Genomic DNA, 23,518 nt, shown 5'->3' with positions numbered 1-23,518 from the left:
TCCCATTTTATCGCTATACTTGCCTTTGCCTAAATTTATAGCTATGACTTCGCACTCATCATCTTTAAAGCTTTTAAATTTTAAATTCATCTGGCTTCTACCGCCGATATACGCTGTTTTTGGGTTGCGTATGACTACGCCTTCGCCATCATTTTGAGTGATGTCGTTATAAATTTCATAAAGCTGGGCGTTATCTTTGAGCTTGATTTGCTCTATTACTGCGATGTATTGGCTGGGGTGTTTTAGTAGAAATTTATGCAAAACTTCAAGCCTAGATAAAAGCCCACCACTTGCCTCTGGCACGTCAAATACGTAAAACTTCACATCTTGCCACTCTTTTAAGTTTGGAGATTTATCCATCACAATTGATTGTATTTTCTCAAACTCACCTCTTTTGCTAAACAGCTCACCATCTAGTGCAAATGGCGGAAAACTCGCCACAAACTCGCTTGGCACCACAAGTTTAACGCCGTTTCTACTAAGCAAATTTTGCCCATCCCAATACGCTCTGATACCATCAAGCTTCTCACTCACAAGCCAACCGCTGACATTTTGATCTTTAAACTCGCCAAGCTTCATAAGCTCAAATGCATTGCAATAGCTTAGTAAAAACGCAAAAACAAGGGCAATCGCTCTCAAGCCTTAACTCCGTAAAATTCGCAATACCACTCGATAAATTTCGCCACGCCGTCATTTACGCTAGTGTTTGGCTTATACTCAAAATCCGCCACCAAATCGCTCACATCGGCAAATGTCGCAGGCACGTCTCCTGCTTGAAGTGGAAGGAAATTTTTGCTTATCTCGCGTCCGATTTTTAGCTCTATCGCATTGATATACTCCATTAATTCAACTGGGCTATTGTTGCCGATGTTATAAATTTTAAACGCAGCTGACGAGGTGGCTGGATCTGGGGCTTTGGCATCCCAAGCTGGATTTGGCGTGGCTGGGTTATCGACGCACTTTATGATGCCCTTTACTATGTCATCGACATAGGTAAAATCACGTCTCATCTTGCCGTGGTTAAAAACATCTATGCTCTTGCCTTTAAGTGCGGCATCGACAAATAAAAATAGTGCCATATCAGGTCGCCCCCAAGGTCCATAAACGGTAAAAAACCTAAGCCCGGTAGTAGGCACACCAAAAAGATGGCTGTAGGTGTGTGCCATCATCTCGTTGCTCTTTTTACTTGCTGCGTATAGACTGATTGGGTGATTTACGGCTTCGTGCGTGTTAAACGGCATATTTTCATTTAGTCCATAAACTGAACTTGAGCTTGCATATACTAAATTTGGCGTGGCATTATGGCGACAGCACTCTAATATGTTTAAAAATCCTGTGATGTTGCTATCGATGTAGGCTTGTGGGTTTATAAGAGAGTAGCGAACCCCAGCTTGTGCTGCAAGATTTACAACGCAGTCAAATTTATACTCTTTAAAAAGCATATCAAGCGTCGTTTTGTCTGCTAAATCGGCTTTGATAAATTTTAAGTTTGGCGTAGTTTTTGAAGTGATTAGTCTGTTTGTAGTAATCTCATCTGTGCTAAATCCTGCAAATTTAAGCCTTGCTAATTTTAAACCCACGTCGTAATAATCGTTGATATTATCATACCCTATGACCTCATCACCCCTTTTTGCAAGTGCATTTGCAAGGTGAAATCCGATAAATCCTGCCGTGCCTGTGACTAAAACTCTCATGTGTTGTCCTTTGATTATTTTAATGCATGATTTTATCAAATTTAGCCCTAAATTTGACTTTTTTAAGATTAATATTTGTCGATAAAATGTGCAAGAAGGTCATCGCCAGGCTTAAAAACAGCGATGACTTTAAAATAAATAGCTTAAAATGATGAATTTGGGATAATTATCTCTTTTAAAACTTTATCTTCTTGCTTGATACGAATAAAAAGAACAATTAAATAAATTGGCATTAAAATCATAAATGAAATTTTTGCATGGCACAAAAGTGCAAGTCCGATGAGTTCTGGGATGATGTTTAGATAGTAATTTGGGTGTTTTACGTATCTAAAAAGCCAGTGTGGGTTGTATTTGTGATTGTTTGCAACCATCAATTTAACCGTCCAAATGCCCCTTAATAGGTGATTTACGATATAATAAAGCATCAAAAATGCAAACACTATAAGCCCAAGTCCAACAGCCGAAGTCGTGTCAAAAACGGACGTTTTTACAACCGCTTCAGTCAAACACGAAAAATAAAACGCAATGTGTGCAATTGTAAGCATTTTTGTATTTTTTACGCCATGTTCTACGCCGCCATTTTGCAAAATCATGGCTTCATTTTGCTTTGAAATTTTTAAAAATACAAGCCTGAGTGCGAAAATAACCGCAACTAAGATATAAATCGTCATTGTTACCCTTTTTTTGATATTTATAAAATATTAATATTTTATAAATAAAAAAGCAATAAAAATGTAAATTTAATATCTAAATTTAAAAATACTTAGTATTTTCAAAACATTATTTAGAACAAATTTAATATAATACAAACACACATCTTTAAAAGGGTAAAAATGCAGCTTGTTTATATTTGGGTATCAAAATATAAAAATATACAAAATCAAGGCTTTAATCTAAGTCCAAAATTTAAATGTCAATACGACGACAACACAAAAACCTTGACAATAAATGAAAACAAAGAGCATAAAAATATATTTGGTGATAACATAAGTATAAACGCAGTAGTCGGACAAAATGGAAGCGGTAAAAGTAGTCTAATTGAGATAATTTTGCTTGGCTTATTTGGACTTGTAACAAAAAATGAGTTAGAAAATAGTGGAAATTGGATTTTACTTTTTAATGGAAGTAAATTTTTATATGCGGATTGTGGCGATTGTTTTATGCAATTTAGTTATGCGACTACTTTAAATTTATGCAATGAACAAAAAGGCATCTATCGTGTCGATACAAAACAAATCTTAAATATTTTTTATAATCCATCAAACGAACAATTAAGCTCATATTTTTTTAAATTTATAAACAAAGATTTGCATAGTTTTGAGGCTAGTTTGTACCAAGATGATTTTAAGCCACATGATATTTTAACGCTTTTGCACTTGTAAATAAACAAAAAGGCATCGTAGATATACGAAAAAATCAAAACACTACTATTTTAACCATGTTTAAAGCCATCAATGCCTTTGGTGAATATGATGTAAAAAATGTGCTTGGCAATACTTTTGATACTAATAAGTTAAATTTCATGCCAACAAAAGTAGATTTTTCATTTCAAGATGATATTTTTAAAAGCAATTTAACTGCAAATATACTACCCAGAAATAAACATAAAAATTCACTAAGCCTAAATAGATTTTACGAGTATTTTCTTGCACTTATTGCTTCTAAATGTGTTGAAAATTTTAGCGACAAAAGAGATATAAGTGTGTTTTTTTAATGATGAAAAATACAAAAACTTTTTTAAAAAAATATATAAAAATACTTGCGATGAGCAAGATAAATTTAGCCATTTAAACACCAAAGAGTTAAACACTATTGACAAAGCAAGTATTATGCAAAAATTTATCGAAAATTTAGTTTTAGACGATAATAATGTTGCTAAATTTAAAGAATTAGTTGGCAATAATAAATTAACACAAATAATTAATAAAAACTCTTTGTTGTTTCTTAAAGATGTGTTTGAACTTGCAAAATTAATCGATGTAATGAATGAAAATGACATCGAAAATTTGAACGAAGCTAGTAATGATTTAGAAAAAATAAAAGCAATTTTGCCACATATTCCCTCTTTTATATTTGTTGATGCAATCGATGAAAATGATAGAAAATTTTCTGATTTAAGCTATGGCGAAAAGACATTTTTGGGGTTTATCTATATGCTTATGTATTATATAAAATTTTATAAAAATAGCGATTTAAAAAATACTTTTTGCATACTTCTTGATGAGCTTGAGCTAGGATTTCATCCGCAGTGGCAAAGATCTATTTTAAACTCTATGCTAAATTTGCTTAAATTATTTGATGATACGAAATTTATTGTTATAATGGCGACACATTCGCCTTTTATTCTCTCTGATATACCAAAACAAAATGTCTTGTTTTTAGATAACGGCAAACAGATTTATCCAGACATTGATACTTTTGGTGCAAATATACACACTCTACTTTCGCATGGATTTTTTATGCAAGATGGGCTTATGGGTGAGTTTGCAAGGAGCACAATTAACAGCGTCATTAAGCACTTAAATGAGCCATGCTTAGATAAAGCCAAGCTAAAAGAATGCGAAACAATCATAAATTTAATAGGCGAACCAATACTAAAAACAGAGCTTAAAAGAATGTTAAATAGCAAAAGACTGGCTACAATAGATCAAATCGATGAGATAAAAGCACAAATAAAAGAGCTTGAAAGAAAACTAGCCAAAAAAGAGCAAAAATGATAAAGATAAATATATCGCAAACAGCAATTAATGAATTTAAAGATAGCGTTTTAGCGAATTTTAAGTCTGATGAGATTGAAAATATAAATAAAATTTTAAAACAAAAGCTCAAAGATTTTAAATTTAATATAGATTTAGAACAGCTTATCACTCTAAACTATGATAAAATACTTGATTTAAATGATTTTGTAGCTACTAATAAAATAGAATTTAAAAATTACTTTTCAGGTCTATATGAAAACAAAGTAACACAAAAAATAAGAGCAAAATACGTCTCAAATCTAGATATTAGCACTTGCCCATATTGTAACAGAAACTATATAGTAAATTTCAATAAATATGGCGAAACAACTGCACAGCTAGATCATTTTTTTAACAAAAGTAAATACCCACATCTAGCTATCAGTATTTATAATCTAATCCCATCGTGTTACACTTGCAACCAACGAAAATCAAGCAAAGATAAGAAAATTTACTATCCTTTTAAAGAGAGTTTTGATGATGATGTAAAATTTAAAATAATACTTCAAGATGCAAATTTAAAAGATAACAATTCTATAAATTTAGACTGCGATATTGCAACAAATTACGAAAAAGCCAAAAACCATATCGAAGTCTTTAACATAAAATCACTATATAACGAGCATAAAGATTTGGCATTTGAACTACTACAAAAAAGCAAAATTTACAACGAAAGCTACATAAATGAGCTGATAAAAAATTATCAAGGGCGTATCTTTGGCAGCAAATCTGAACTTTTTCGATTAATAACAGGTTCATACACTGATACAAAAGATATAAACAAACGCCCTTTTAACAAGCTAATTAAAGATATCAGCCAACAATTAAAACTATTTTAGGCTCTCATTTGCTCTATGAAACTGCTTGATGTATATATGTAGCACATCTATCGCAGCTGGTGTTATGCCACTTATCTGCGACGCACCAAATAGCGTTTTTGGTGCAAATTTTTCAAGCTTTTCAACAACTTCATTACTCAATCCTGATATGCCTTTAAAGCTAAAATTTTCAGGTATTTTCACATCTAGCATATCTTTCATCTTGTCTATTTGGGCTTTTTGTTCGTTTATGTAGTGCTGATATTTTGCTTCTGTTAAAATTTCAAACAAACTAACATCATCAATACCAGCAAAAAACTCATCTAATTTTTTTAGTTTTTCTATATCAAAGCTCTTTCTGGCTACGATTTTTTGAAGTGTTGCTTTTTCGCTTATCTTATCTTCGCCTAAATTTTCTAACATAGCAAGATTTTCTTTTGAAGGGGTAATGATGGTTGAGTTTAGTATATCTAGACCCTGTTTTAGGTTGTTTGCGACTAAATCTATCTCATTTAGCGTATTTTCATCTAGTAAATTATAAGCTCTAGCATATTTACCAAGCCTTAAAATCGCATTACTCTCACGAAGCAGCAGTCTATACTCCGCACGTGATGTAAATACACGATAAGGCTCTTTTGTGCCTTTAGTTACTAAATCATCTATCATAACGCCAATATACGCCTCGTCACGTCGCAACACAAATGGTTCATGCTCATTTGTCGCTAAAACGGCATTTATACCAGCCATCAGCCCCTGAGCCGCCGCTTCTTCATAGCCAGTAGTTCCGTTTATCTGTCCAGCTAAATACAGTCCTTTTATAGCCTTTGTCTCAAGCGTGTGATAAAGCTCGGTAGGCTCGACATAATCATACTCTATCGCATATCCGTGACGGACTATTTTTGCATTCTCAAACCCTTTAACTGAGCGTATCATATCGATTTGAACATGATAAGGAAGTGAAGTAGAAAAGCCATTTATATAATACTCAGTCGCTTCTAAGGTTTGTGGTTCAATAAAAAGATGATGTCTATCTCGGTCACTAAAGCGGTTGATTTTATCTTCAATGCTTGGGCAATACCTTGGTCCAACACCTTCAATTTGCCCTGTAAATAGCGGTGCTTGATGAAAATTTTCACGGATTGTATCGTGTGTGGTTTCATTTGTATAAGCTACATAGCATGGTAGCTGAGTAGGATTAAAGTTTTTAGTTCTAAAACTAAATGGCGTTGGTTTCTCGTCGCCGTTTTGGATCTCAAGCACACTAAAATCAATGCTTTTTGCGTCTATTCTAGGGCAAGTGCCGGTTTTTAATCGTCCCATTTTCAAACCTAAGTTTTTTAGCGAAGATGAAAGATCAACTGAGCTTAATTCACCGACACGTCCTGCATTTATCTTTGTTGTGCCAACGTGAATTAATCCGTTTAAAAATGTTCCAGTTGTTATGATTAATTTTTTGGCTTTGTATTCATTTAGCTGTGTTTTTATGCCAACAATTTCGCCATTTTTAGTTAAAATTTCAGTCGCAATTTCTTGTGAAATTTCAAGATTTGTCGTATTTAAAAGCTTGTTACGCATGTAAATTCTATATCTATCCATATCTATTTGAGCGCGAGAGCCACGCACAGCTGGACCTTTGCTCTCATTTAGTATGCGAAATTGTATCCCACTTGCATCGGTAGCTAGTCCCATCTGGCCACCAAGAGCGTCTATCTCTTTTACCAAATGCCCTTTAGCTAGTCCGCCTATGGCTGGATTGCAGCTTGCTAGTCCTATATTTTCAGCTAGTATTGTTATTAAAAGTGTCTTTTTGCCCATTTTAGCACAAGCCAAACACGCCTCAATTCCAGCATGTCCGCCACCAACTACTATAATGTCATATTCTTGCATAACCATCTCCAAAATTTAAAGGCTAGATTATACTATTTTAAAGCTATCATAAATTTTAAATATCTTTATTTAATTTTTGTTAAGGCTTTTTATAAAGATAAGCTATTTATTTTAACTCATCTGCATCAAGGCTTATTTGTGTCAAAATTTAACCCTTGCCATTATCAAAAGCTTATAATAACCCCTGCCAAATCCGCTTAACACACCCATCATCTACCCAATGCCTTCGCGATATTTTATAAATTTCTCACAATCCTTAAAAGTCGTTTTTAAGAGTTTTACATACTGCAAAAGTTATCATCTTTAAATAATACATCACTTAAGCATCTAAAAATACTATTTATAAGCTTAAATTTTTACTTTTTTCTTTGTTGTTTGTAGCAACAATTTGCTTTAAAGCACAAAGTACGCTTTAATCTATGCATAAATAAGATATTTGCCATCTTTTTATATTAAACTCATTAGGGTTTTATTTTATTCAAATATACTACTAACTACCAAATAGCCAAGCCAATAACTAAAATAAAACAACGCCAAAAAATAGCACCACTTTGCAAAATCAGCAAATCTTTTCATTTTTAATTCTTTTTAAATTTAATTAAAACACTATATAACTATCACATTAATTTTAGCTCAATAAAATATCAAATTTTACAACAGATTAAAAGCCGTGTAATTTTTTAAGCTCTAGATCTATTGGCTTTTTCTCGCCAGATTTTGTGACGCTAACATACGTTGCAACCGCACTTGTCACGTGCAGACACTCATTTACGCCACTTTCGTTTAATCTAGTTGTTGTAACCTCTATCTGTGTTGTGATAGATGTTTTTCCAACGGCTATGACCTTGGCGTAAAAGCTTACTATATCGCCAACATAAACGGGCTCTTTAAATATAATCTCTTTCATCGATATAGTTACAACACGCTCAGGAGCCAACTCCCTTGAAGCAACCACACCAGCTATATCAATATGAGACATAAGCCATCCGCCAAATATATTTCCAGCTGAGTTTGTATCCTTTGGCATGGCTTCTATCTTTACTCTAGGCTCACCATAATCTTTCAAATCAAGCATATTTTTCCTTGTTGATAATTTTTATTAGTATAATACATCAACAAAGTTTAAATTTTAATAATATTTTTGTGTCGTTTTAAATTTCTAAGCTTGGCGTTTTGTCTTTGTAGTGTTTGGGAGCAGATTTTGAAAATTTTATAAGCTCTTCTGTGTGCTTAACGCTATTTGGCAAACACATTAAACTTGTTTTAAACACTTCACATGCAGCTCTTGCATCGCTTAAAGCCCTGTGATGAGTGCTGTTTATGCCAAGTAGATTTTTTAAGCTTTCTAGTCCGTAACGCTCAGATTTTATAGTGCGACGAGCTAGTTCAATGGTGCAAATTTTACGATTTAAAAGCATACCAAAACCCATGCTTTCTAAACTATGAGATATAAAATTATAATCAAAATTTACATTATGAGCGACAAATACTGCATCACCAAGATACACTCTAAAATTCTCAAGCACTTTTGCTAATGGCGGTGCATCTACTAAATCACTATCATAAATGCCAGTTAGCTCACTTATGCTTTCAGGTATATTTGTAGCATGAACTAGGCTTTGAAAATGCGATATCTCAACTGCGTTTTTTATCTTTACAGCACCTATTTCTATGATTTGACCGCTACTCATGCCACCACTTGTTTCTATATCCACTATGCAAAATTCTTGCTCATTTATACTATTTGTGCGTGTTTTTAGCTCAATCTTATCAGCAAATCGCTCTATACTAAGCCCTTGCATTTGCCACATTGACACATCTTTGATGTCAAATTTATCACTTATTATGCTATTTTTTGCACGTGCAACAAAATCATAATAGGATAAATTTCTATTTGATAACAAATTTAGTAAATTTTCTAAACTTTTCAAAACTCAAGCTTTATCGCACGTATAGCCTCGGCGTAAGAATTTGATGAAAATATATAATTTCCAGCCACTAATATATCAGCTCCAGCCTCATCAAGCTCTGGTGCATTTAGCCCATTTACTCCGCCATCTACTTCAATTAAACACTTTGCGTTTTTTCTATCTATAAGCTCTCTTAATGCTCTTATTTTATCATACACAAGTGGCATAAAACTCTGTCCGCCAAAACCTGGATTTACACTCATAAGTAGCACCATATCAACCTCATCTATAATATGCTCTAAGCTTGAAACTGGCGTGTGTGGATTTAAAACAATACCAGGACTTACATCATGTTTTCTAATATGATCGATTAATCTTAAAGGATGCTTTTCTTCTTCAATGTGAAATGTTAAAAATTTTGGCTTTAGTGGCAAAAACAAATCAGCAAAAAATGTATTATTTTCTACCATTAAATGTATATCAAGTGGTTTTGTGGCAACTTTTGCTACGGCATTTACTACAAGTGGTCCAATAGTTAAATTTGGCACAAAATGCCCATCCATGACATCAATGTGTATCAAGTCACATCCAGCCTCACATATGGCATTAATCTCAGCTTGTAAATTTCCAAAATCAGCCGACAAAATACTTGGTGCTACATACATTGGTTTATCCTTAATTATGCACTTATATACAACGATCCACTATATCTACTAATTTCAAATTTTACAAAAGCCCCAATGCTTTTTGTATCATAAAAATCTTCGTTTATATAAATTCTTGGCATCGTTGGTTTAAGAATTATATTTTTAGTTTCAAAAAAACTTGTAATTTTACTTGAAATTATGTTTAAAAGTCCATAAAAGCAAAGCCGTGAATTATTATTGTCATCAAAAAATAGTTGCGATAGTTTATTTGCAAGTGGTTGCTGCAAGGTAAGAACAAGCCTAAAATTAATACTTCCAAAATACATTATAGATAGTGCTACACTTTGGTTTTGTGGCAGTTCATAGCTTCTTATCTGCGTTTTATCGTATAAAATAGGGACATCATAAACAAAATCAAGACTAGCAATGACACATTTTATCACTTCAGGCACATAAGTAACAATTTGCTTTGTGACATGTGCCACTGGAAAATCTGCATTTGACACATCAGCATAGATTATACTATCATCATCAAAAAAGGCATTTATGCTATCATATAAGTATATGTTTGATTTTTTAATCATTGCAATAATATCTGGAGAAATATGCTTAGTGCCGATACCACATATGCTTATTACCGCATTGTATTCAAAAGCAATCTTAGATATTTTTGATAAAAAATTTGCAGCATAAAGCCCAAGTGTAGGTGCGGAGCCTAGCGAGAATGTAAAAATTTTAAAACCGACTTTTAGCATACGATTAAACTCATCAATGTCAAAACTATCAACAAATTCTGAATGTATAATGCTATCTAAGCAATACACAATAGCTCCGTCTTTTTCGTATAATTTTGGCTTTTGACCACTTTTTATACGTGTTTTGCTAGTAATTTGAAGCTTATAGTCTTGTTTTAACTCATCAAATCTCTCTTTGTTTTTTACAATTTTTACAAAATTTGAATACATGGTTAGCTTATAAAACAAAAGCTCACATTGTTGCTCATCATCAACATATGCAATAACACGTTGATTATTTATAGAGTACAACAACCATGCAATTTGTATATTTTCAAACAAGGATAAGTTTATTAATTTTTTTGTTTTAATTATAAACTCGAAAGTCTCTTCATCATAATCACAAAATCCAATTGATTTTTTGCTACGCTGACGAATAAACTCCAAAGCATTTATCGCCAAATCAAGTCCAACTAAACTAATTTCTTTAACATTTTTAAACGAAAGCAACACGCATCTAACATCGCTTTGTAAAATAAGCTCAATATAATCTGTGTTGATTGAAAATTTTATATCCAAAATTTCAGGTAAAAAACCAACACAAATTACATCTTTGAACTTGAAATCCGTCATTTACAAAGCACCTTGTATTAAAAATTACCTAATTATAGTAGTTTTTATTTATGTTTAGTTTAATTATGTAATTTGTATTTTATTCAAATAAATATTAAAACCCAAACACTATAAATTTTATCATTTAAGCAAGTTCTTTGTTTATTTTAGATATTATCACAGACTAAATTTCAAATCCAAGGATATCCAGATGTCAAGAAGATGTGCTATAACAGGCAAAGGTCCTGCGGTTGGAAACAATGTAAGCCATGCCAACAATAAGACAAAAAGAAGATTTTTGCCAAACCTTAGAACAATTCGTGTAGCGTTAGAAGACGGAACTACAATGAAGATAAAAGTTGCTGCTTCTACACTAAGAACCATGAAAAAGCAGTCAAAATAATGCTAAATTAAAGAGGAATTCATGTCTTTTCAAACAAGGCTCAAGAAATTCCTCAACTGGTCTAGATCTACAAAACCAGAAATAAATCTCAACACTGAACTTTACGAACAACTACGAACCTTTAGATTACCACTAATACTTGTTGTTTTAATGATGCTATTTGGCTCATTAGGATATGTCTTTATAGATAATTTTTCACTTATGGATGCAATTTATCAAGCCGGTATGACCTTTACTACTGTTGGTTTTACAGAGGTTGCTCCGATATCAAATCAGGGTAGAATTTTTACTATTATATTTATTTTGCTTGGTTTTTGCGTATTTACATTTTCTATCGGTTTGGTTGTAGAGGTGTTAAAACGTGGCGAATTAGTCGCGATATTAAAGGAGAGAAGTATGCTTTATAAAATAGCAAGGCTAAAAAACCATTTTGTGATTTGCTATCACAATCTATACACCATCGAGCTATCAGCTCAATTTCGTCAAAATCACATACCGTTTGTGGTGGTTGATGACAGAGAAGATATGGCTGAACTAGCGGCTAAATATAAATATCCATACTTTTTAAAAGCGGCTCCGCATACGCAAAATGCCTTTTTAAAAGCACATCTTTCAAGTGCAAAAGGACTAATAACGCTAAGCACAAATATAGCTGATAATATCGCTCTTATCGCTTCTGTAAGACTATATGAAAAAGAGATTGGACGAAAAAGAGCATATTTTATCATGACAAACTCAGACAACGACGATGATACAGAAAGATTAAAAAAGCTTGGAGCAAATAGCGTCGTAAGCCCATCAAAACTGGTTGCTCAGCGTCTAAGTGCGATGAGCGTAAGACCGGATATGGAAAATTTATTAGAGCAGTTTTTATACAAAAAAGATTCACCAATCGATATAGAAGAGGTTTTAGTGCCTGATTATTCATGGGTGAGATTTAAAAGATTAAAAGAGACAAATTTACGAAATGTAACTGGCTGTGATGTGGTTGGCATAATGGATAGCAACTCAAAATTTACGGCTATGCCAAATGGCGAAACCCTAATAACAACAGGTGCAAAGCTACTCATCATAGGCACGGCACACGGCATACGTCAAAGCAAACGCGTAATAAACTCAAAGCACAAACCAGAGGATATAAAATATGTATAAAATATCTCATTTAGAAAATGGATTAGAAAATATAGATGGTTTTTATTTTGGTGGTGTAAATTCTGGATTTAAAGATGGTGCAAATGATTTGGGTTTTATACGAAGCAATGAGCCGTTTGATATTAGTGCGGTTTTTACATCAAATAAATTTCGTGCCGCACCAATTAGGCATTTTTTAAACTATCCTAAAAATTTCAAGACAAATTTTATTTTACTAAACTCAAAAAACGCAAATGCAATGACTGGCAAAGAGGGCGTTGATGATATAAACTGGCTTTTTGAAAAACTAAATAACATAACTTTACTAACAAATCCTATCATGAGCTCAACTGGCGTAATAGGATATAGACTAAAAAAAGAGCAAATTGCAAATAGTTTTTCTAAATTTGATCTAAACTCAAAAGATAATAACGGCGTTGTAAGTGCCATCATGACAACTGATAGTTTTGCTAAATATACAGCTTATAAGGTTAGTCTTGAAAATGGTGAGAGTTTTTGTGTGGCTGGGATTTGCAAGGGAGCTGGCATGATAAATCCGGCTATGGCAACTATGCTATGTTACATACTTACAGATGCAAATGTGCCAAAAGATGATATGGATGCGGCTTTAAATGAGAGTGTTGATGAGAGTTTTAACTGTGTAAGCGTAGATGGCGATACTTCGACAAACGATACAGTTATGCTTTTAACATCAAGAAAAACTAAGGCGTATGATAAAAAGGCTTTTAGCGAAGTTGTAAAAAAGATAACAAAAGAGTTGGCATTGATGCTAGTTAAGGATGGAGAGGGTGCGACAAAAGTTGTTGAGTTTGAGATATTAAATGCGTTTAATGATGATGAGGCAAGATGCGTAGCAAAAGCACTTGCAAACTCTCTACTTGTAAAAACAGCTATTTTCGGACAAGATCCAAACTGGGGACGCATAGCTTCAACAATCGGTGCTAGTGGGGTTACATGCAATGAAGATAGTTTGGTTATAAAGTATGATGATGTGTTAATTTATGATAAAAACAACAAAGAGCTAGATAAAATACGAGAGGAAAAAGCTCACGAGGTTATGAAAAAATCAAGCTATAAAATAAGCTGTGATTTAGGCGTAGGAGACGCAAAATTTTCAGCATACGGTTGCGATTTAGGGCATAAATATGTCACAATCAATGCTGATTATCGTTCTTAACTAACAATTTACTTTTATGTAGTAAAATCAGATATTCGTTTTTCAGCTAAGTTGCGAAATTTTGTGTTAAACACACAAAATAAGCAGGTTTAAACTCTAAGTATATACAAGGAGATGAGAATGATTAAAGAACACGCTGAGCTAATTAAAAGCATACGAGCCAACAACTCACACTTTGACGCACTTTGTCATAAACACGATGAGCTTAATAGTAAAATCGACAAAAACGACGGACTTAATGCATTTGAACGTGACAAACTCAAAAAAGAAAAATTAAACTTAAAAGATCAGATTTACGCACACATCGCTAAATATAAAGTATCTTAAATAAGGGGCATTTGCCCCCACTTACCCTTTTAATAATCTCTCTTTAAGCCTAAAATCAGGCATAATATTAGCTATAAAATCATAAAATTGCTTTGAGTGATTTGGATAGATTAGATGCGTTAGTTCATGAAGCACAACATATTCAATCAGACTTAAATCCTTGCCTAAAAGCCTTATGCTAAAATTTATATAGCCCTTTTTATAATTACAACTACCCCATCTAGTTTTTGCACTATTTATGCTGATTTTGTTTATTTTTTTATCAATTAATGGCTTAAATTTCATCACCAAATCACCAAGTATCTCTTTTGCTTTTTGCCTTTTAAATTTATCAAAATCACGCATACTGCTAACTAAAATTTCATCATTTATAATCTGAACTTTAATAAAATTGTCATCAATTTTTAGCCTATAAAGCTTTCCAAGATACATGACCTCATCATCTTTTAATTGCTTTGATTTTACGGTTTCATAAGTTTTTCTTAGCCAGTTTGCATTTGTTTTTACAAACTCAATCACGTCTTGTTTTGAAGTGCGATAAGGAGCACAAATGCTCACACTAGCATCGCTGTTTTTGACCTTTAAACGCATATATTTTACGCGTGGTTTTAGGCTAACATTTATGATAATATCTTCAAAATTTAAACTAAACGTTTTGATTGCCATTTTTTACTTTTCCAACGCAACGTATTTACTATGCCACGTAGCCACTCATCAGCCGTAAAGCCTATCCAAACGCCAATTATCCCCCACTCAAGCCCAATACCTAAAATATATCCAACAGGTAACGCCACACACCACATAAAAATAAATGCCGTTACAAGCGGAAATCTTGCATCTGCTGCTGCACGTAAAGCATTTACAATCACGATATTAAACGTCCTGCCAAGCTCAAGCACAATCGAGAGCAAAAACAGCGGTGCCATAATCTGTCGCAACTCATCGCTTAAATCAAGCTCATCCATAACAAACTCACGTGCCAAATAAAAGCCAATCACAACCACAAATGTCGCAAGCATACCATATCCAAGTGCAATAAAAGTCTTTTTATACGCGCTTTGAAATTCCTTTGCTCCCACTAAATGCCCTACAATTATCTCATTTGCCACGCTTATACTAGCACCACACAGCAAAATCATAAGTGTGATTTGAAAATATATAGTTTGCACGGCTAAGCTATCTTGACCCATGCTTGCCACAAATGCAAATGCCACCATATAATGCCCCATCCATAGCAAATTTTCACCCGCACTTGGCAATCCAACATATAATATCTTTTTTAAAACATCAGTTGCAAGCGATAACAAACGCTTTGTATAAATTCTAACTCCAGCTACTTTAACTAAAAAATAAAGCAAAATAAAAATGCCTAAAAATCTACCAACTATAGTCGATACTGCTACTCCATATAAGCCATAATTTGGCAAACCAAACCATCCAAAAAGGGCTATTGCGTTACCAAAAAGCGTTATTAAATTCATCACCAGCGACACCACAACAACTAAGTTTGCATATCCATACACACGCAAAATAGCCGCCATAACCATACCGATGCCATCAAAACAAAGTGCAAATCCAAGCATGTGCAAATAGATATAGCTATCATTTCTAAGCTCATTAGGCACCTTTAAAAGCTGCAAAATTTCGTGTGCAAAAAAGTAAATAAGCATGGCTGAGGTAACGCCTAAAAGAGTGTTAAAAGTAATGCTAGTGTGAATTGCTCTTTTTGCAAGATATTGATTTTTAGCACCAAGAGCTTGTGCTACAACGATAGAACAACCTACACTTAAAAAACTAAATATGGTCATAAAAAGATCCATTACTTGATTTCCAGCACCCATTGCACCGACTAATGAAACATTGACTTTAGTTACCATGTAGGTGTTAATTAGCAATGTGATAAAATGCAAAAACATATCTATAAATATCGGTATAGTTAGTTTTTTAAGTGATAAGTTCATATTTTTCCTTTTTAGCAAAACTGGTAATTTTACCCAAATAGTTTAAATTTTTAAGAATTTATATAAAATTTTAAATAATTTTAAGCCTTAAATTGAGATAATCATTGCATTTTTATTTACAAAGGATATTTATGGCAAAATCTGGCTTCACGTCACGCTGGGCTTTTATAATCGCATGTGTCGGATCGGCTGTTGGCATGGCAAATGTTTGGGGTTTTCCTTATAAACTTGGCAATAACGGCGGAGGTGCGTTTTTATTAATTTATATCTTTTTTATAGCACTTTTTGCATATGTTGGCTTATCGGCCGAATACGCTATAGGTCGCAGAGCCAAAACTGGCACACTCGGCTCATACGAATACGCTTGGGCAAGTAGAGGGCATCACAAAATTGGCAAGATTATCGGTTGGTTGCCTTTGGCTGGTTCGATGTGTATTGCCATCGGTTATGCAGTCATCATCGCATACGTGCTAAAAGCACTATTTGAAGCAATTACTGGATCATTAATGAGCGTAGATACTGCCACTTGGTTTTCTAGCTTTGCACTTCAGCCATATTCTGTCGTGATTTTTCATGAGATTATAGTCGCTGGAACGCTTGTAACTCTACTTTTTGGTGCTAAAAGTATCGAGAAAACAAACAACATCATGATGCCGTTATTTTTTATATTGTTTGCAATTTTAGCCATTCGTGTTGCGATGTTTGAAGGAGTGAGCGATGGGTATAGATTTTTATTTATTCCTGATTTTTCAAAGCTTTCTGAGCCTATGGTATGGGTAAATGCAATGGGTCAAGCATTTTTTTCATTATCTATAACAGGCTCTGGCATGATAGTTTATGGGGCGTATTTATCAAAAGATGAAGACGTGGTCGATAGTGCGAAAAAAACGGCATTTTTTGACACACTTGCAGCAATGGTTGCCGCACTAGTTATGATACCAGCGGTGTTTGCTTTTAGCATGAATCCAGCGGCTGGACCTGGATTGCTATTTGAAACATTACCTAAAATTTTACAACAAATGCCGGGGGGACAAATTTTTGCCATTATTTTATTTGTGGCGGTTGTTTTTGGCGGCATTAGCTCACTTCAAAACATGTTTGAAGCAGTGGCTGAATCGATTTTGCATAAATTTCCAAATTTAAATCGCCAGTTTGTCCTTGCAATGCTATGCCTTATATGTTTTGGCATTGGTGTAAATATGGAAGCAATCTTTCACTGGGGACCATGGATGGATTTTGTCGCTAACTACATCATTCCTGTTGGTGCAGTAATCGGTGCTGTGTCATGGTTTTGGGTAATTAAAAAAGATGAAATACTAGATGAGATAAATACTGGCGCAACCAAAAAACATGGTGATTTATGGTATAGCATAGGAAGATACGTGTATGTGCCAATTGCACTTATTATTTGCATTATGGCACTTTTATACGGACTGTAAATTTATACTCTTAAACCAAACGAGTGACATTTTGCTTGTTTGGTTTAGTCACCTTAAAAACTCTATCAATTTTTTTGCAACTCTTTTGCTATCAAACTCACTAGCTTTTGTATAGGCTTTTGCTTCGTATTTAGCACATTTTTGCTCATCATCTAAAACGCTTATCATGGCTTTACGCATAGCATTTTCATCATCAACTGGCACCAAAATCCCATACTCATCATCACCAATAAGCTCCCTTGCACCGCTTTTGTGATCTGTTGATATTATTGTTTTTTCACAAGCAAGAGCTTCGATTAATACATTTGAAAAGCCTTCAAAACGTGACGCACACAGTAAAACTTTAGCATTTTTTATATGTTTAAATGGGTTTTTATCCACGCCAAGTAGCCTAACTCTTTCATTTACACCAAGCTCGTCTATAAGTTGTTTTAGCTCATTTTCAAGCGGACCTTTGCCAAGTATGCCAAGTGTAGCACGTGCATTATCTATACTTGCAATCGCACGAATTAACATGGCTTGATTTTTGCCACTATCAAGACGTCCTATATTTATGAAAAACGGCTTAAAATCACTATTAAATGGCTCATTTTTTAGTTTTGAGATTTCATCTAAGCTTAAAGCATTCTCTAACACAACTACTTTTTCTGCTTTGATGTTAAAATTTTGAATTAAATCATCTGCGTTTCCTTTTGCATTTGCAAGTATCAAATCAGCTTTTGGGTATAAAAATTTAACCAAAAATTTATTTGCACAACCAGCAAGATCGGCTAAAAATGTAGTTTTTTTATCATTTTTGTTAAAACTAGAGCCACCATAAATCACAGATGGACAGCTTCTTTCGCTAATTACCATGCGTCCCTTTAAACCAAATAATCTAGCCATGATAGCGATATAGCATGGACGATTCATTAAAACAAAATGCGTGTCAATTTTAAGTTTTTGACATATTTTTTTATACCTGATTGCTAAATAAGGCAGTGCAAAAAATAGTCTAAAAAGTTTTTTTACTCCACTCTCATACGGATCTGATTTTTCTATAAAATGAACACTCACTTCATTTGGGATAGGATATGAGATAACATCGCTCATTAGCACCAGATGCACTTGATAATCTTGCTTTAAATGCTTAAGCAAATTTGAAACAACTCTCTCTGCACCGCCTGGCCCCATTGAGTATAAAAATACACTTAACTTTTTCATTTTTTAACCACTTTTCTTATCATTTCACTCCATTTTTGCACGATTTTTTCAGGACTTAGCTCTTTTACGCTATTTTTTGAATTTTTACTAAGTGTATTTACAAGTGCTTCATCGCTTAAAACAAGCCTTAAAGCCTCACCTAGCTCATGAAAATTTTCATTTTCAAAGACAATGGCATCTATACCGTTTTTAACCAGTTCTCTAGATCCTGCTGTGTCGCTTGTGATACGCACGCAGCCAAACGCCCCTGCTTCAGCTAACACGTTACAAAATCCCTCGCTTCGTGAGGCAACAACAACAACTTTAGCTATTTTATAAAATTTACCAACATCGCTTTGATGTCCTAAAAACTCAACGTTTAAATTTAAACTATCGCAAAGTTTTTTAAGCTCATTTTTTAATCGTCCATCACCGACAACTAAAACCTTATAACTTGATAAAATTTCATCATCAATCATTGCCAAAGCCCTAAAAAACAGATCAAAACCCTTCACATGCTCTAATCGCCCAATGCTTAAAATCACATTTTGTTTTTCCAAAAGCTCATCTGCGCTTAAAAACAATGGATTGTGTAAAATAACCTTATTTTTTACAAAATCATAATACTCAAAATCTGTTTTATTAAGCACACTAAGCATATCAACATGCCTATATGCCATATCACGAACTAGCCTAAATTTGGCACTTTTTAAATAATCATGTGCGTGATGTTCGGTGGCGATATGTTTAAATTTAAGATTATAATTTGCAATCACGCAAAGCACATTTGTCCAATCAATAAAACTAATAATCACATCAGGATTTACCTGTTTAAAACACTCTTGAAGAGCTAAAATTTTGCGTATGAAACGAAAATTTTTATCGTGATATTTGTTTTTTAAGTAGTGTATTGTTGCATTAAACTCATAGAGTTTTAAATCATCTTCTAAAACTGCTAAATGAACTTCATTTTCATTACAAAGTGCATTACTAACCACGCTTAAAACTCTCTCAGCACCGCCGTTTCTAAGCCCAGCTATAACAAAAAGCAATCTCACTTCATTATCTCCAGCCATTTTTTAGCGATATTTTCGGTGCTAAATTTATCATAGTTTTTACGTGCATTTTTAAGTAAATTTTGTCTTTTTACATCATCATTTAACACCATTTTTATGGCCTCGCTCATCTGTTTTACATCGTTAAAATCTATTAAAATTCCATCATTGTCTATAATCTCACATGCGCCGCTTGTTTTTGTCGATATCCTAACGCAATCAAACGCCATCGCCTCAATCAAAGTATTTCCAAATCCTTCAAAATTTGACGTCGAAACTAAAATTTTAGCTCTTTTATACCACGAGCTTACATCAGCTACGCTTCCTATCATCTTAACACCAGCATTTAAGCTTTGATTTAACGCAACAAGTTCATCTTTCATCACGCCATCTCCTATCATAACAAACTCGGCATTAAGTGCTTTTAGCTCATTTGCTACGTGTATAAACATTTGTGGATTTTTTACGCTTGTCAAACGCCCAACAAATAATACTAAATTTTGCTTATCAGTCCCCCATTCGCATTGATTTACGAAACTAGGATTATGCATGATGATTGTATTTTTATTAATTTTTTTATAGTAGTTTAAATCAACCTTGCTTAAAACGCTTAAGGCGTTTGCAAATGGATAAAGTAGCCATTTTAGTGGCTTTACCCAAAATGGTTTTGGTGCGTTATAGGAAGTATGTTCGCTTATAATTAACTTTGTTTTTAGTCCAAGCATAGCTAAAATAACTAAAAAATTTGTAGAATCCATAAAAGAGACAACAACATCGTATTTTTCGCGTTTTATCAAACTTCTTAAGTCTGAAATTTTTTTAATTCTACGCATAAAAGCACTCTTAAAAACATGAGGATTTATAAGCTTAATATTGCTGTTTAGTTTATAAAACGGCTCGTTTTTATCATGCTTTAAGATGCTTACATCATTGTTTTTACTAAGATGGTTTGCTAGTGTGACACATACTCGCTCAGCACCGCCATTTTGTAAGCTAGTAATTACAAAAAGTATTTTCATATGCCAACTTTTTGCTTGATTTTAACACGCAAATTAGAAAGCTTCATCATAAACGAACTAGGCAAAAAACTAACTAGCAAAAATGTTAAATTTTCCTTGCAAATTGAAATTTTTAAACTTTTTAAAATCGACCAAAGCATTAATGAGTATTGCCCTGAAATTTTAGCATAATAAGCGGCATTTTTATACTGAAGTGCCAGGAATTTTGGCTCGTGTATTATGGCTATATCATGACACATTTGTGCGGTTTTGATATACGCATGAGCGACCATTTTAGCGTGTTTGTGGGCATTTTTTGTCGCACTGTCATCTCGATTAATACGGTAAATATATAGCGGACTTTTGCAATAATAAACCCTATCTTCAAAAAACCTTATATAAAGCTCATTTTCACCACCAAAGCTTAGCTCGTCAAAACGAAAATCATCAATAAATTCACGTGAGAATAGTTTAAAATACTCTCCGCCAATGCGTCCGCAATGATAGTCAATTTTACTCATCTCGCCGCTTTTTTTATACACGCTTCGTCCCGCTATTTCGCCATTTATCACGCCATCGCTTTGTTTTAACGCATCAGCAAATACGCACTTGTAGCCTAAATTTACACACCTTAAACATTGTGCCACGGCATTTGGCAACAGCTCATCATCATCATCACAAAAACAAACATACTCGCCAACCACATAATCAAGGGCGTTATTTTTGTTTCCATTTGGACTTTTTGCATGAGTTGTGTTTTTGACGTAATTGATACGCTCATCATTTAAGTTGGCACACAAATTTTCAGTCTCATTGCCATCACTATCATCACTAACGATTATTTGTAAATTTTTATGAGTTTGATTTTGTGCTGATTTTATAGCCTTTTTGAGTAATTCAGGGCGATTTCGTGTCGCTATTATCACGCTTACTTTTGGCTCACTCATCGCTTAAAAATCCTTTCATATCCACAAAAATTCACAAAAAATCTACTAGCTATTATAAATTTAATGCTTCGCATATAAGCCATAAAATTTGGCTTATATCCACGCTCTGCTCTTTCTTTTTCGATATTTGAATCACTTAAGTCCAAAGGATGAGAAAAAATATCTGCAAAATACATTTTTAGACCGTTTTTATCAAGCAAATACTCCCAAACGTCAGTTGTATTTATGGCGTTTTTGTGAGTATTTAGTATAGCTTTGGCAGAATTTTGAGTAATAATATATGATGCTGTTCTATAAATGCATTTGTATGAATATGGCGACACCTCATACATATGCTGTGTTCGCTTAGCAAATGCTGAAAATCTGTCATTTAAGCCATCTTGGCATCCGCATATTAATACTGAGTTTTTATCCATATTTTTAGCCAACAAAAACGCCTGATTAATCATGGCTTCATCGCCTATCACATCATCTTCTAGTATCAACGCATACTCGGCACCACTTTGCAAAAATCTCTCATAAGCAATCATATGTGACAACGTACAGCCAACTTCAGAAGGCGTTAAAAGCCTACCATAAGCCTTGAATGATGTGTTTATGTGCGAATAGTAAGCTTTGGCATCTAGCTCACGTCCATCAACTCCATAAACCAACTCAAAATCATCATAGTTTGCAAATCTAGATTTTAAAATTTCACGCCTTTTTGTATCTTTTTTAAGAGAGATTAAATATATTTTATTGTTCAAATTTTATCCTTTATTTATTGCAATTATACAAAAAATATGTTAATTAACAGTTTTATTTTCTTATATACTCTTGTGCTAATTTTTTAAATATAAATGTCTTGTACACACAAAAGCATCAAAATAGAGCAAATTTATGGCTTTATCAATTGAGCATAAGGCATATTTTATTAAATTTTGAAAGCATTTTAAATCATATTGGTGTTTTAAATTTCTCGTATAATTAACAAATACAAAATAGATAGCATTTGTTTTATGTAAAAATAAGCTTTAATTCAGTACAATCTCAATTTTATTTTGTGTCAAGGTAGCTCAGCTGGTTAGAGCGCTGGTCTCATAAGCCGGAGGTCGAGAGTTCAAGTCTCTCTCTTGACACCATCTTAGAATCGCTAAAATATAGTATCTTAAAACTTTTGTCAAAAAGTTAGCCAAATTTTACTTAAAGATATTAAAAGTTAAATATTTTGGCAACATTTAAGACATTCAATTTCGCATTATTTTATAAGTTTATTTTAGAGTTGTTTTATAAAAAATAATTGGCACAAAATCTACACATTTCTCTCAATATGTAAGTATCCTATAAAGTATTACCACACTTCAAAATGCAAAATATCTAAAAAGTTTTTAAAATTTCCATTCCATTCGTTTTTATGTAAATTTATTACTATGCTTAGTGCATGTTCTAACTCTTCACCCATTACTTCATGACCGCTTAACACAAGTAGTTTAAAAGCTTAGCCACGTCACACATGAAGGCTTCTTGTTCTTTTTCTAAGTCTATTTTTATCTACTTTGATTGTTTTGTCTATTCTACGTTGTTGAAATTTAAAAATTAATACTCACGTATTAAGTCGCGTTCTAGTAAAAAACTTAAAATAAAAATTGTGCTATTTGTCTTATATATGCAAAATTTAAATTTACACTACATCTTTTAAGCAAAAGTTGTGATAGCAAATGTTATTATTAAAACAGATTAATAATTTAAAGGTCTTTAATGACACCAATGTTTGCTAAAAAGATGCTATCTTGCATGATTAGCATATCATTAATAGTTCAAACCTCCCTTGCAAACATCATCCCAGACCCATCTGCAG

24 protein-coding genes and 1 tRNA gene are annotated in these 23,518 nt (G+C 33.4%); 10 read left to right on the top strand and 15 right to left on the bottom strand.

Going from position 1 to position 23,518, the window contains the following annotated elements:
• From LQU93_RS09060 to LQU93_RS09050, 3 genes are all read right to left on the bottom strand, one after another.
• Positions 1-639 (bottom strand): DNA ligase (locus LQU93_RS09060; protein ID WP_229933566.1); only part of this gene is annotated, 639 nt, incomplete at its 3' end.
• Positions 636-1,694, bottom strand: a complete 1,059-nt coding sequence (locus LQU93_RS09055; RefSeq protein WP_229933565.1) for an NAD-dependent epimerase — start codon at positions 1,692-1,694, stop codon at positions 636-638. The genes LQU93_RS09060 and LQU93_RS09055, both read right to left, overlap by 4 nt.
• Before the next feature lie 143 nt (positions 1,695-1,837).
• Entirely contained in the window at positions 1,838-2,365 is a 528-nt protein-coding gene (locus LQU93_RS09050; protein WP_229933564.1) for an isoprenylcysteine carboxyl methyltransferase family protein, read from the bottom strand.
• A 162-nt stretch (positions 2,366-2,527) separates the two neighbouring features.
• Here LQU93_RS09050 and LQU93_RS09045 point away from each other — a divergent pair, with 162 nt between their 5' ends.
• Genes LQU93_RS09045 through LQU93_RS09030 form a run of 4 tightly spaced genes read left to right on the top strand, consistent with a single transcriptional unit; the run spans position 2,528 to position 5,271 of the window.
• Positions 2,528-3,076, top strand: coding sequence for an AAA family ATPase (locus LQU93_RS09045; RefSeq protein WP_229933563.1), 549 nt, complete (start codon positions 2,528-2,530; stop codon positions 3,074-3,076).
• Positions 3,077-3,132: 56 nt separating this feature from the next.
• Positions 3,133-3,408 carry a hypothetical protein gene (locus LQU93_RS09040; RefSeq protein WP_229933562.1) on the top strand — a complete coding sequence of 92 codons (276 nt, stop codon included), beginning with the start codon at positions 3,133-3,135 and terminating at the stop codon, positions 3,406-3,408.
• Positions 3,395-4,411, top strand: coding sequence for an AAA family ATPase (locus LQU93_RS09035; RefSeq protein WP_229933561.1), 1,017 nt, complete (start codon positions 3,395-3,397; stop codon positions 4,409-4,411). Before LQU93_RS09040 ends, LQU93_RS09035 begins: the two co-directional genes overlap by 14 nt.
• Entirely contained in the window at positions 4,408-5,271 is an 864-nt protein-coding gene (locus LQU93_RS09030; protein WP_229933560.1) for an HNH endonuclease, read from the top strand. The genes LQU93_RS09035 and LQU93_RS09030 overlap by 4 nt, the downstream gene beginning before the upstream one ends.
• On the opposite strand, the gene mnmG is transcribed toward LQU93_RS09030, so the two are convergent.
• From mnmG to LQU93_RS09005, 5 genes are all read right to left on the bottom strand, one after another.
• Positions 5,263-7,137, bottom strand: coding sequence for a tRNA uridine-5-carboxymethylaminomethyl(34) synthesis enzyme MnmG (gene mnmG, locus LQU93_RS09025; RefSeq protein WP_229933559.1), 1,875 nt, complete (start codon positions 7,135-7,137; stop codon positions 5,263-5,265). The genes LQU93_RS09030 and mnmG overlap by 9 nt on opposite strands.
• Before the next feature lie 661 nt (positions 7,138-7,798).
• Complete coding sequence (locus LQU93_RS09020; RefSeq protein ID WP_229933567.1) at positions 7,799-8,203, bottom strand: acyl-CoA thioesterase; 405 nt, start codon at positions 8,201-8,203, stop codon at positions 7,799-7,801.
• An 85-nt stretch (positions 8,204-8,288) separates the two neighbouring features.
• A complete protein-coding gene (locus tag LQU93_RS09015) occupies positions 8,289-9,068 on the bottom strand; it encodes a 3'-5' exonuclease (protein WP_229933558.1) in 780 nt (259 codons plus the stop codon).
• A complete protein-coding gene (gene rpe, locus LQU93_RS09010) occupies positions 9,065-9,712 on the bottom strand; it encodes a ribulose-phosphate 3-epimerase (protein WP_229933557.1) in 648 nt (215 codons plus the stop codon). The genes LQU93_RS09015 and rpe overlap by 4 nt, the downstream gene beginning before the upstream one ends.
• A gap of 14 nt (positions 9,713-9,726) precedes the next feature.
• Positions 9,727-11,061, bottom strand: a complete 1,335-nt coding sequence (locus LQU93_RS09005) for a hypothetical protein (RefSeq protein ID WP_229933556.1) — start codon at positions 11,059-11,061, stop codon at positions 9,727-9,729.
• 190 nt (positions 11,062-11,251) lie between these two features.
• On the opposite strand from LQU93_RS09005, the gene rpmB reads away from it, so the two are divergent.
• The 4 genes from rpmB (at position 11,252) to LQU93_RS08985 (ending at position 14,099) form a co-directional block, all read left to right on the top strand.
• Positions 11,252-11,443, top strand: a complete 192-nt coding sequence (gene rpmB / locus LQU93_RS09000; protein ID WP_229933555.1) for a 50S ribosomal protein L28 — start codon at positions 11,252-11,254, stop codon at positions 11,441-11,443.
• A gap of 21 nt (positions 11,444-11,464) precedes the next feature.
• Positions 11,465-12,595, top strand: a complete 1,131-nt coding sequence (locus tag LQU93_RS08995) for a potassium channel family protein (RefSeq protein ID WP_229933554.1) — start codon at positions 11,465-11,467, stop codon at positions 12,593-12,595.
• Entirely contained in the window at positions 12,588-13,772 is a 1,185-nt protein-coding gene (gene argJ / locus LQU93_RS08990) for a bifunctional glutamate N-acetyltransferase/amino-acid acetyltransferase ArgJ (protein WP_229933553.1), read from the top strand. Before LQU93_RS08995 ends, argJ begins: the two co-directional genes overlap by 8 nt.
• A 120-nt stretch (positions 13,773-13,892) precedes the next feature.
• Positions 13,893-14,099 carry a DUF465 domain-containing protein gene (locus LQU93_RS08985; protein ID WP_229933552.1) on the top strand — a complete coding sequence of 69 codons (207 nt, stop codon included), beginning with the start codon at positions 13,893-13,895 and terminating at the stop codon, positions 14,097-14,099.
• Positions 14,100-14,120: 21 nt separating this feature from the next.
• Here the strand turns inward: LQU93_RS08985 and LQU93_RS08980 are convergent, their stop codons facing one another.
• Complete coding sequence (locus LQU93_RS08980; protein WP_229933551.1) at positions 14,121-14,765, bottom strand: M48 family metallopeptidase; 645 nt, start codon at positions 14,763-14,765, stop codon at positions 14,121-14,123.
• The gene (locus LQU93_RS08975) at positions 14,741-16,060 is read right to left on the bottom strand and encodes an MATE family efflux transporter (protein WP_229933550.1); all 1,320 of its coding nucleotides are present in this window, start codon (positions 16,058-16,060) and stop codon (positions 14,741-14,743) included. The genes LQU93_RS08980 and LQU93_RS08975 overlap by 25 nt, the downstream gene beginning before the upstream one ends.
• A 131-nt stretch (positions 16,061-16,191) precedes the next feature.
• Here LQU93_RS08975 and LQU93_RS08970 point away from each other — a divergent pair, with 131 nt between their 5' ends.
• Positions 16,192-17,499, top strand: a complete 1,308-nt coding sequence (locus tag LQU93_RS08970; RefSeq protein WP_229933549.1) for a sodium-dependent transporter — start codon at positions 16,192-16,194, stop codon at positions 17,497-17,499.
• 48 nt (positions 17,500-17,547) lie between these two features.
• Here the strand turns inward: LQU93_RS08970 and pglJ are convergent, their stop codons facing one another.
• From pglJ to LQU93_RS08945, 5 genes are read right to left on the bottom strand one after another with little or no spacing between them, the layout of a single operon-like run.
• Positions 17,548-18,702 (bottom strand): N-acetylgalactosamine-N,N'-diacetylbacillosaminyl-diphospho-undecaprenol 4-alpha-N-acetylgalactosaminyltransferase, encoded by a 1,155-nt coding sequence (pglJ, locus tag LQU93_RS08965; RefSeq protein WP_229933548.1) that lies wholly within the window; start codon positions 18,700-18,702, stop codon positions 17,548-17,550.
• Entirely contained in the window at positions 18,699-19,757 is a 1,059-nt protein-coding gene (locus LQU93_RS08960) for a glycosyltransferase (protein WP_229933547.1), read from the bottom strand. Before LQU93_RS08960 ends, pglJ begins: the two co-directional genes overlap by 4 nt.
• Positions 19,736-20,755 (bottom strand): glycosyltransferase, encoded by a 1,020-nt coding sequence (locus LQU93_RS08955; protein WP_229933546.1) that lies wholly within the window; start codon positions 20,753-20,755, stop codon positions 19,736-19,738. The genes LQU93_RS08960 and LQU93_RS08955 overlap by 22 nt, the downstream gene beginning before the upstream one ends.
• Positions 20,752-21,681, bottom strand: a complete 930-nt coding sequence (locus LQU93_RS08950; protein WP_229933545.1) for a glycosyltransferase family 2 protein — start codon at positions 21,679-21,681, stop codon at positions 20,752-20,754. The genes LQU93_RS08955 and LQU93_RS08950 overlap by 4 nt, the downstream gene beginning before the upstream one ends.
• Positions 21,678-22,427 carry a glycosyltransferase family 25 protein gene (locus tag LQU93_RS08945; RefSeq protein ID WP_229933544.1) on the bottom strand — a complete coding sequence of 250 codons (750 nt, stop codon included), beginning with the start codon at positions 22,425-22,427 and terminating at the stop codon, positions 21,678-21,680. The genes LQU93_RS08950 and LQU93_RS08945 overlap by 4 nt, the downstream gene beginning before the upstream one ends.
• Before the next feature lie 298 nt (positions 22,428-22,725).
• On the opposite strand from LQU93_RS08945, the gene LQU93_RS08940 reads away from it, so the two are divergent.
• Positions 22,726-22,802 (top strand) — tRNA-Met (locus LQU93_RS08940).
• Positions 22,803-23,518 lie beyond the last annotated feature (716 nt).

Source organism: Campylobacter majalis (genome assembly GCF_905120465.1).
Taxonomy (GTDB): domain Bacteria; phylum Campylobacterota; class Campylobacteria; order Campylobacterales; family Campylobacteraceae; genus Campylobacter_A; species Campylobacter_A majalis.
Note: the sequence above shows the minus strand (reverse complement) of the source record. Positions and strands in the feature narration are given on the sequence as shown.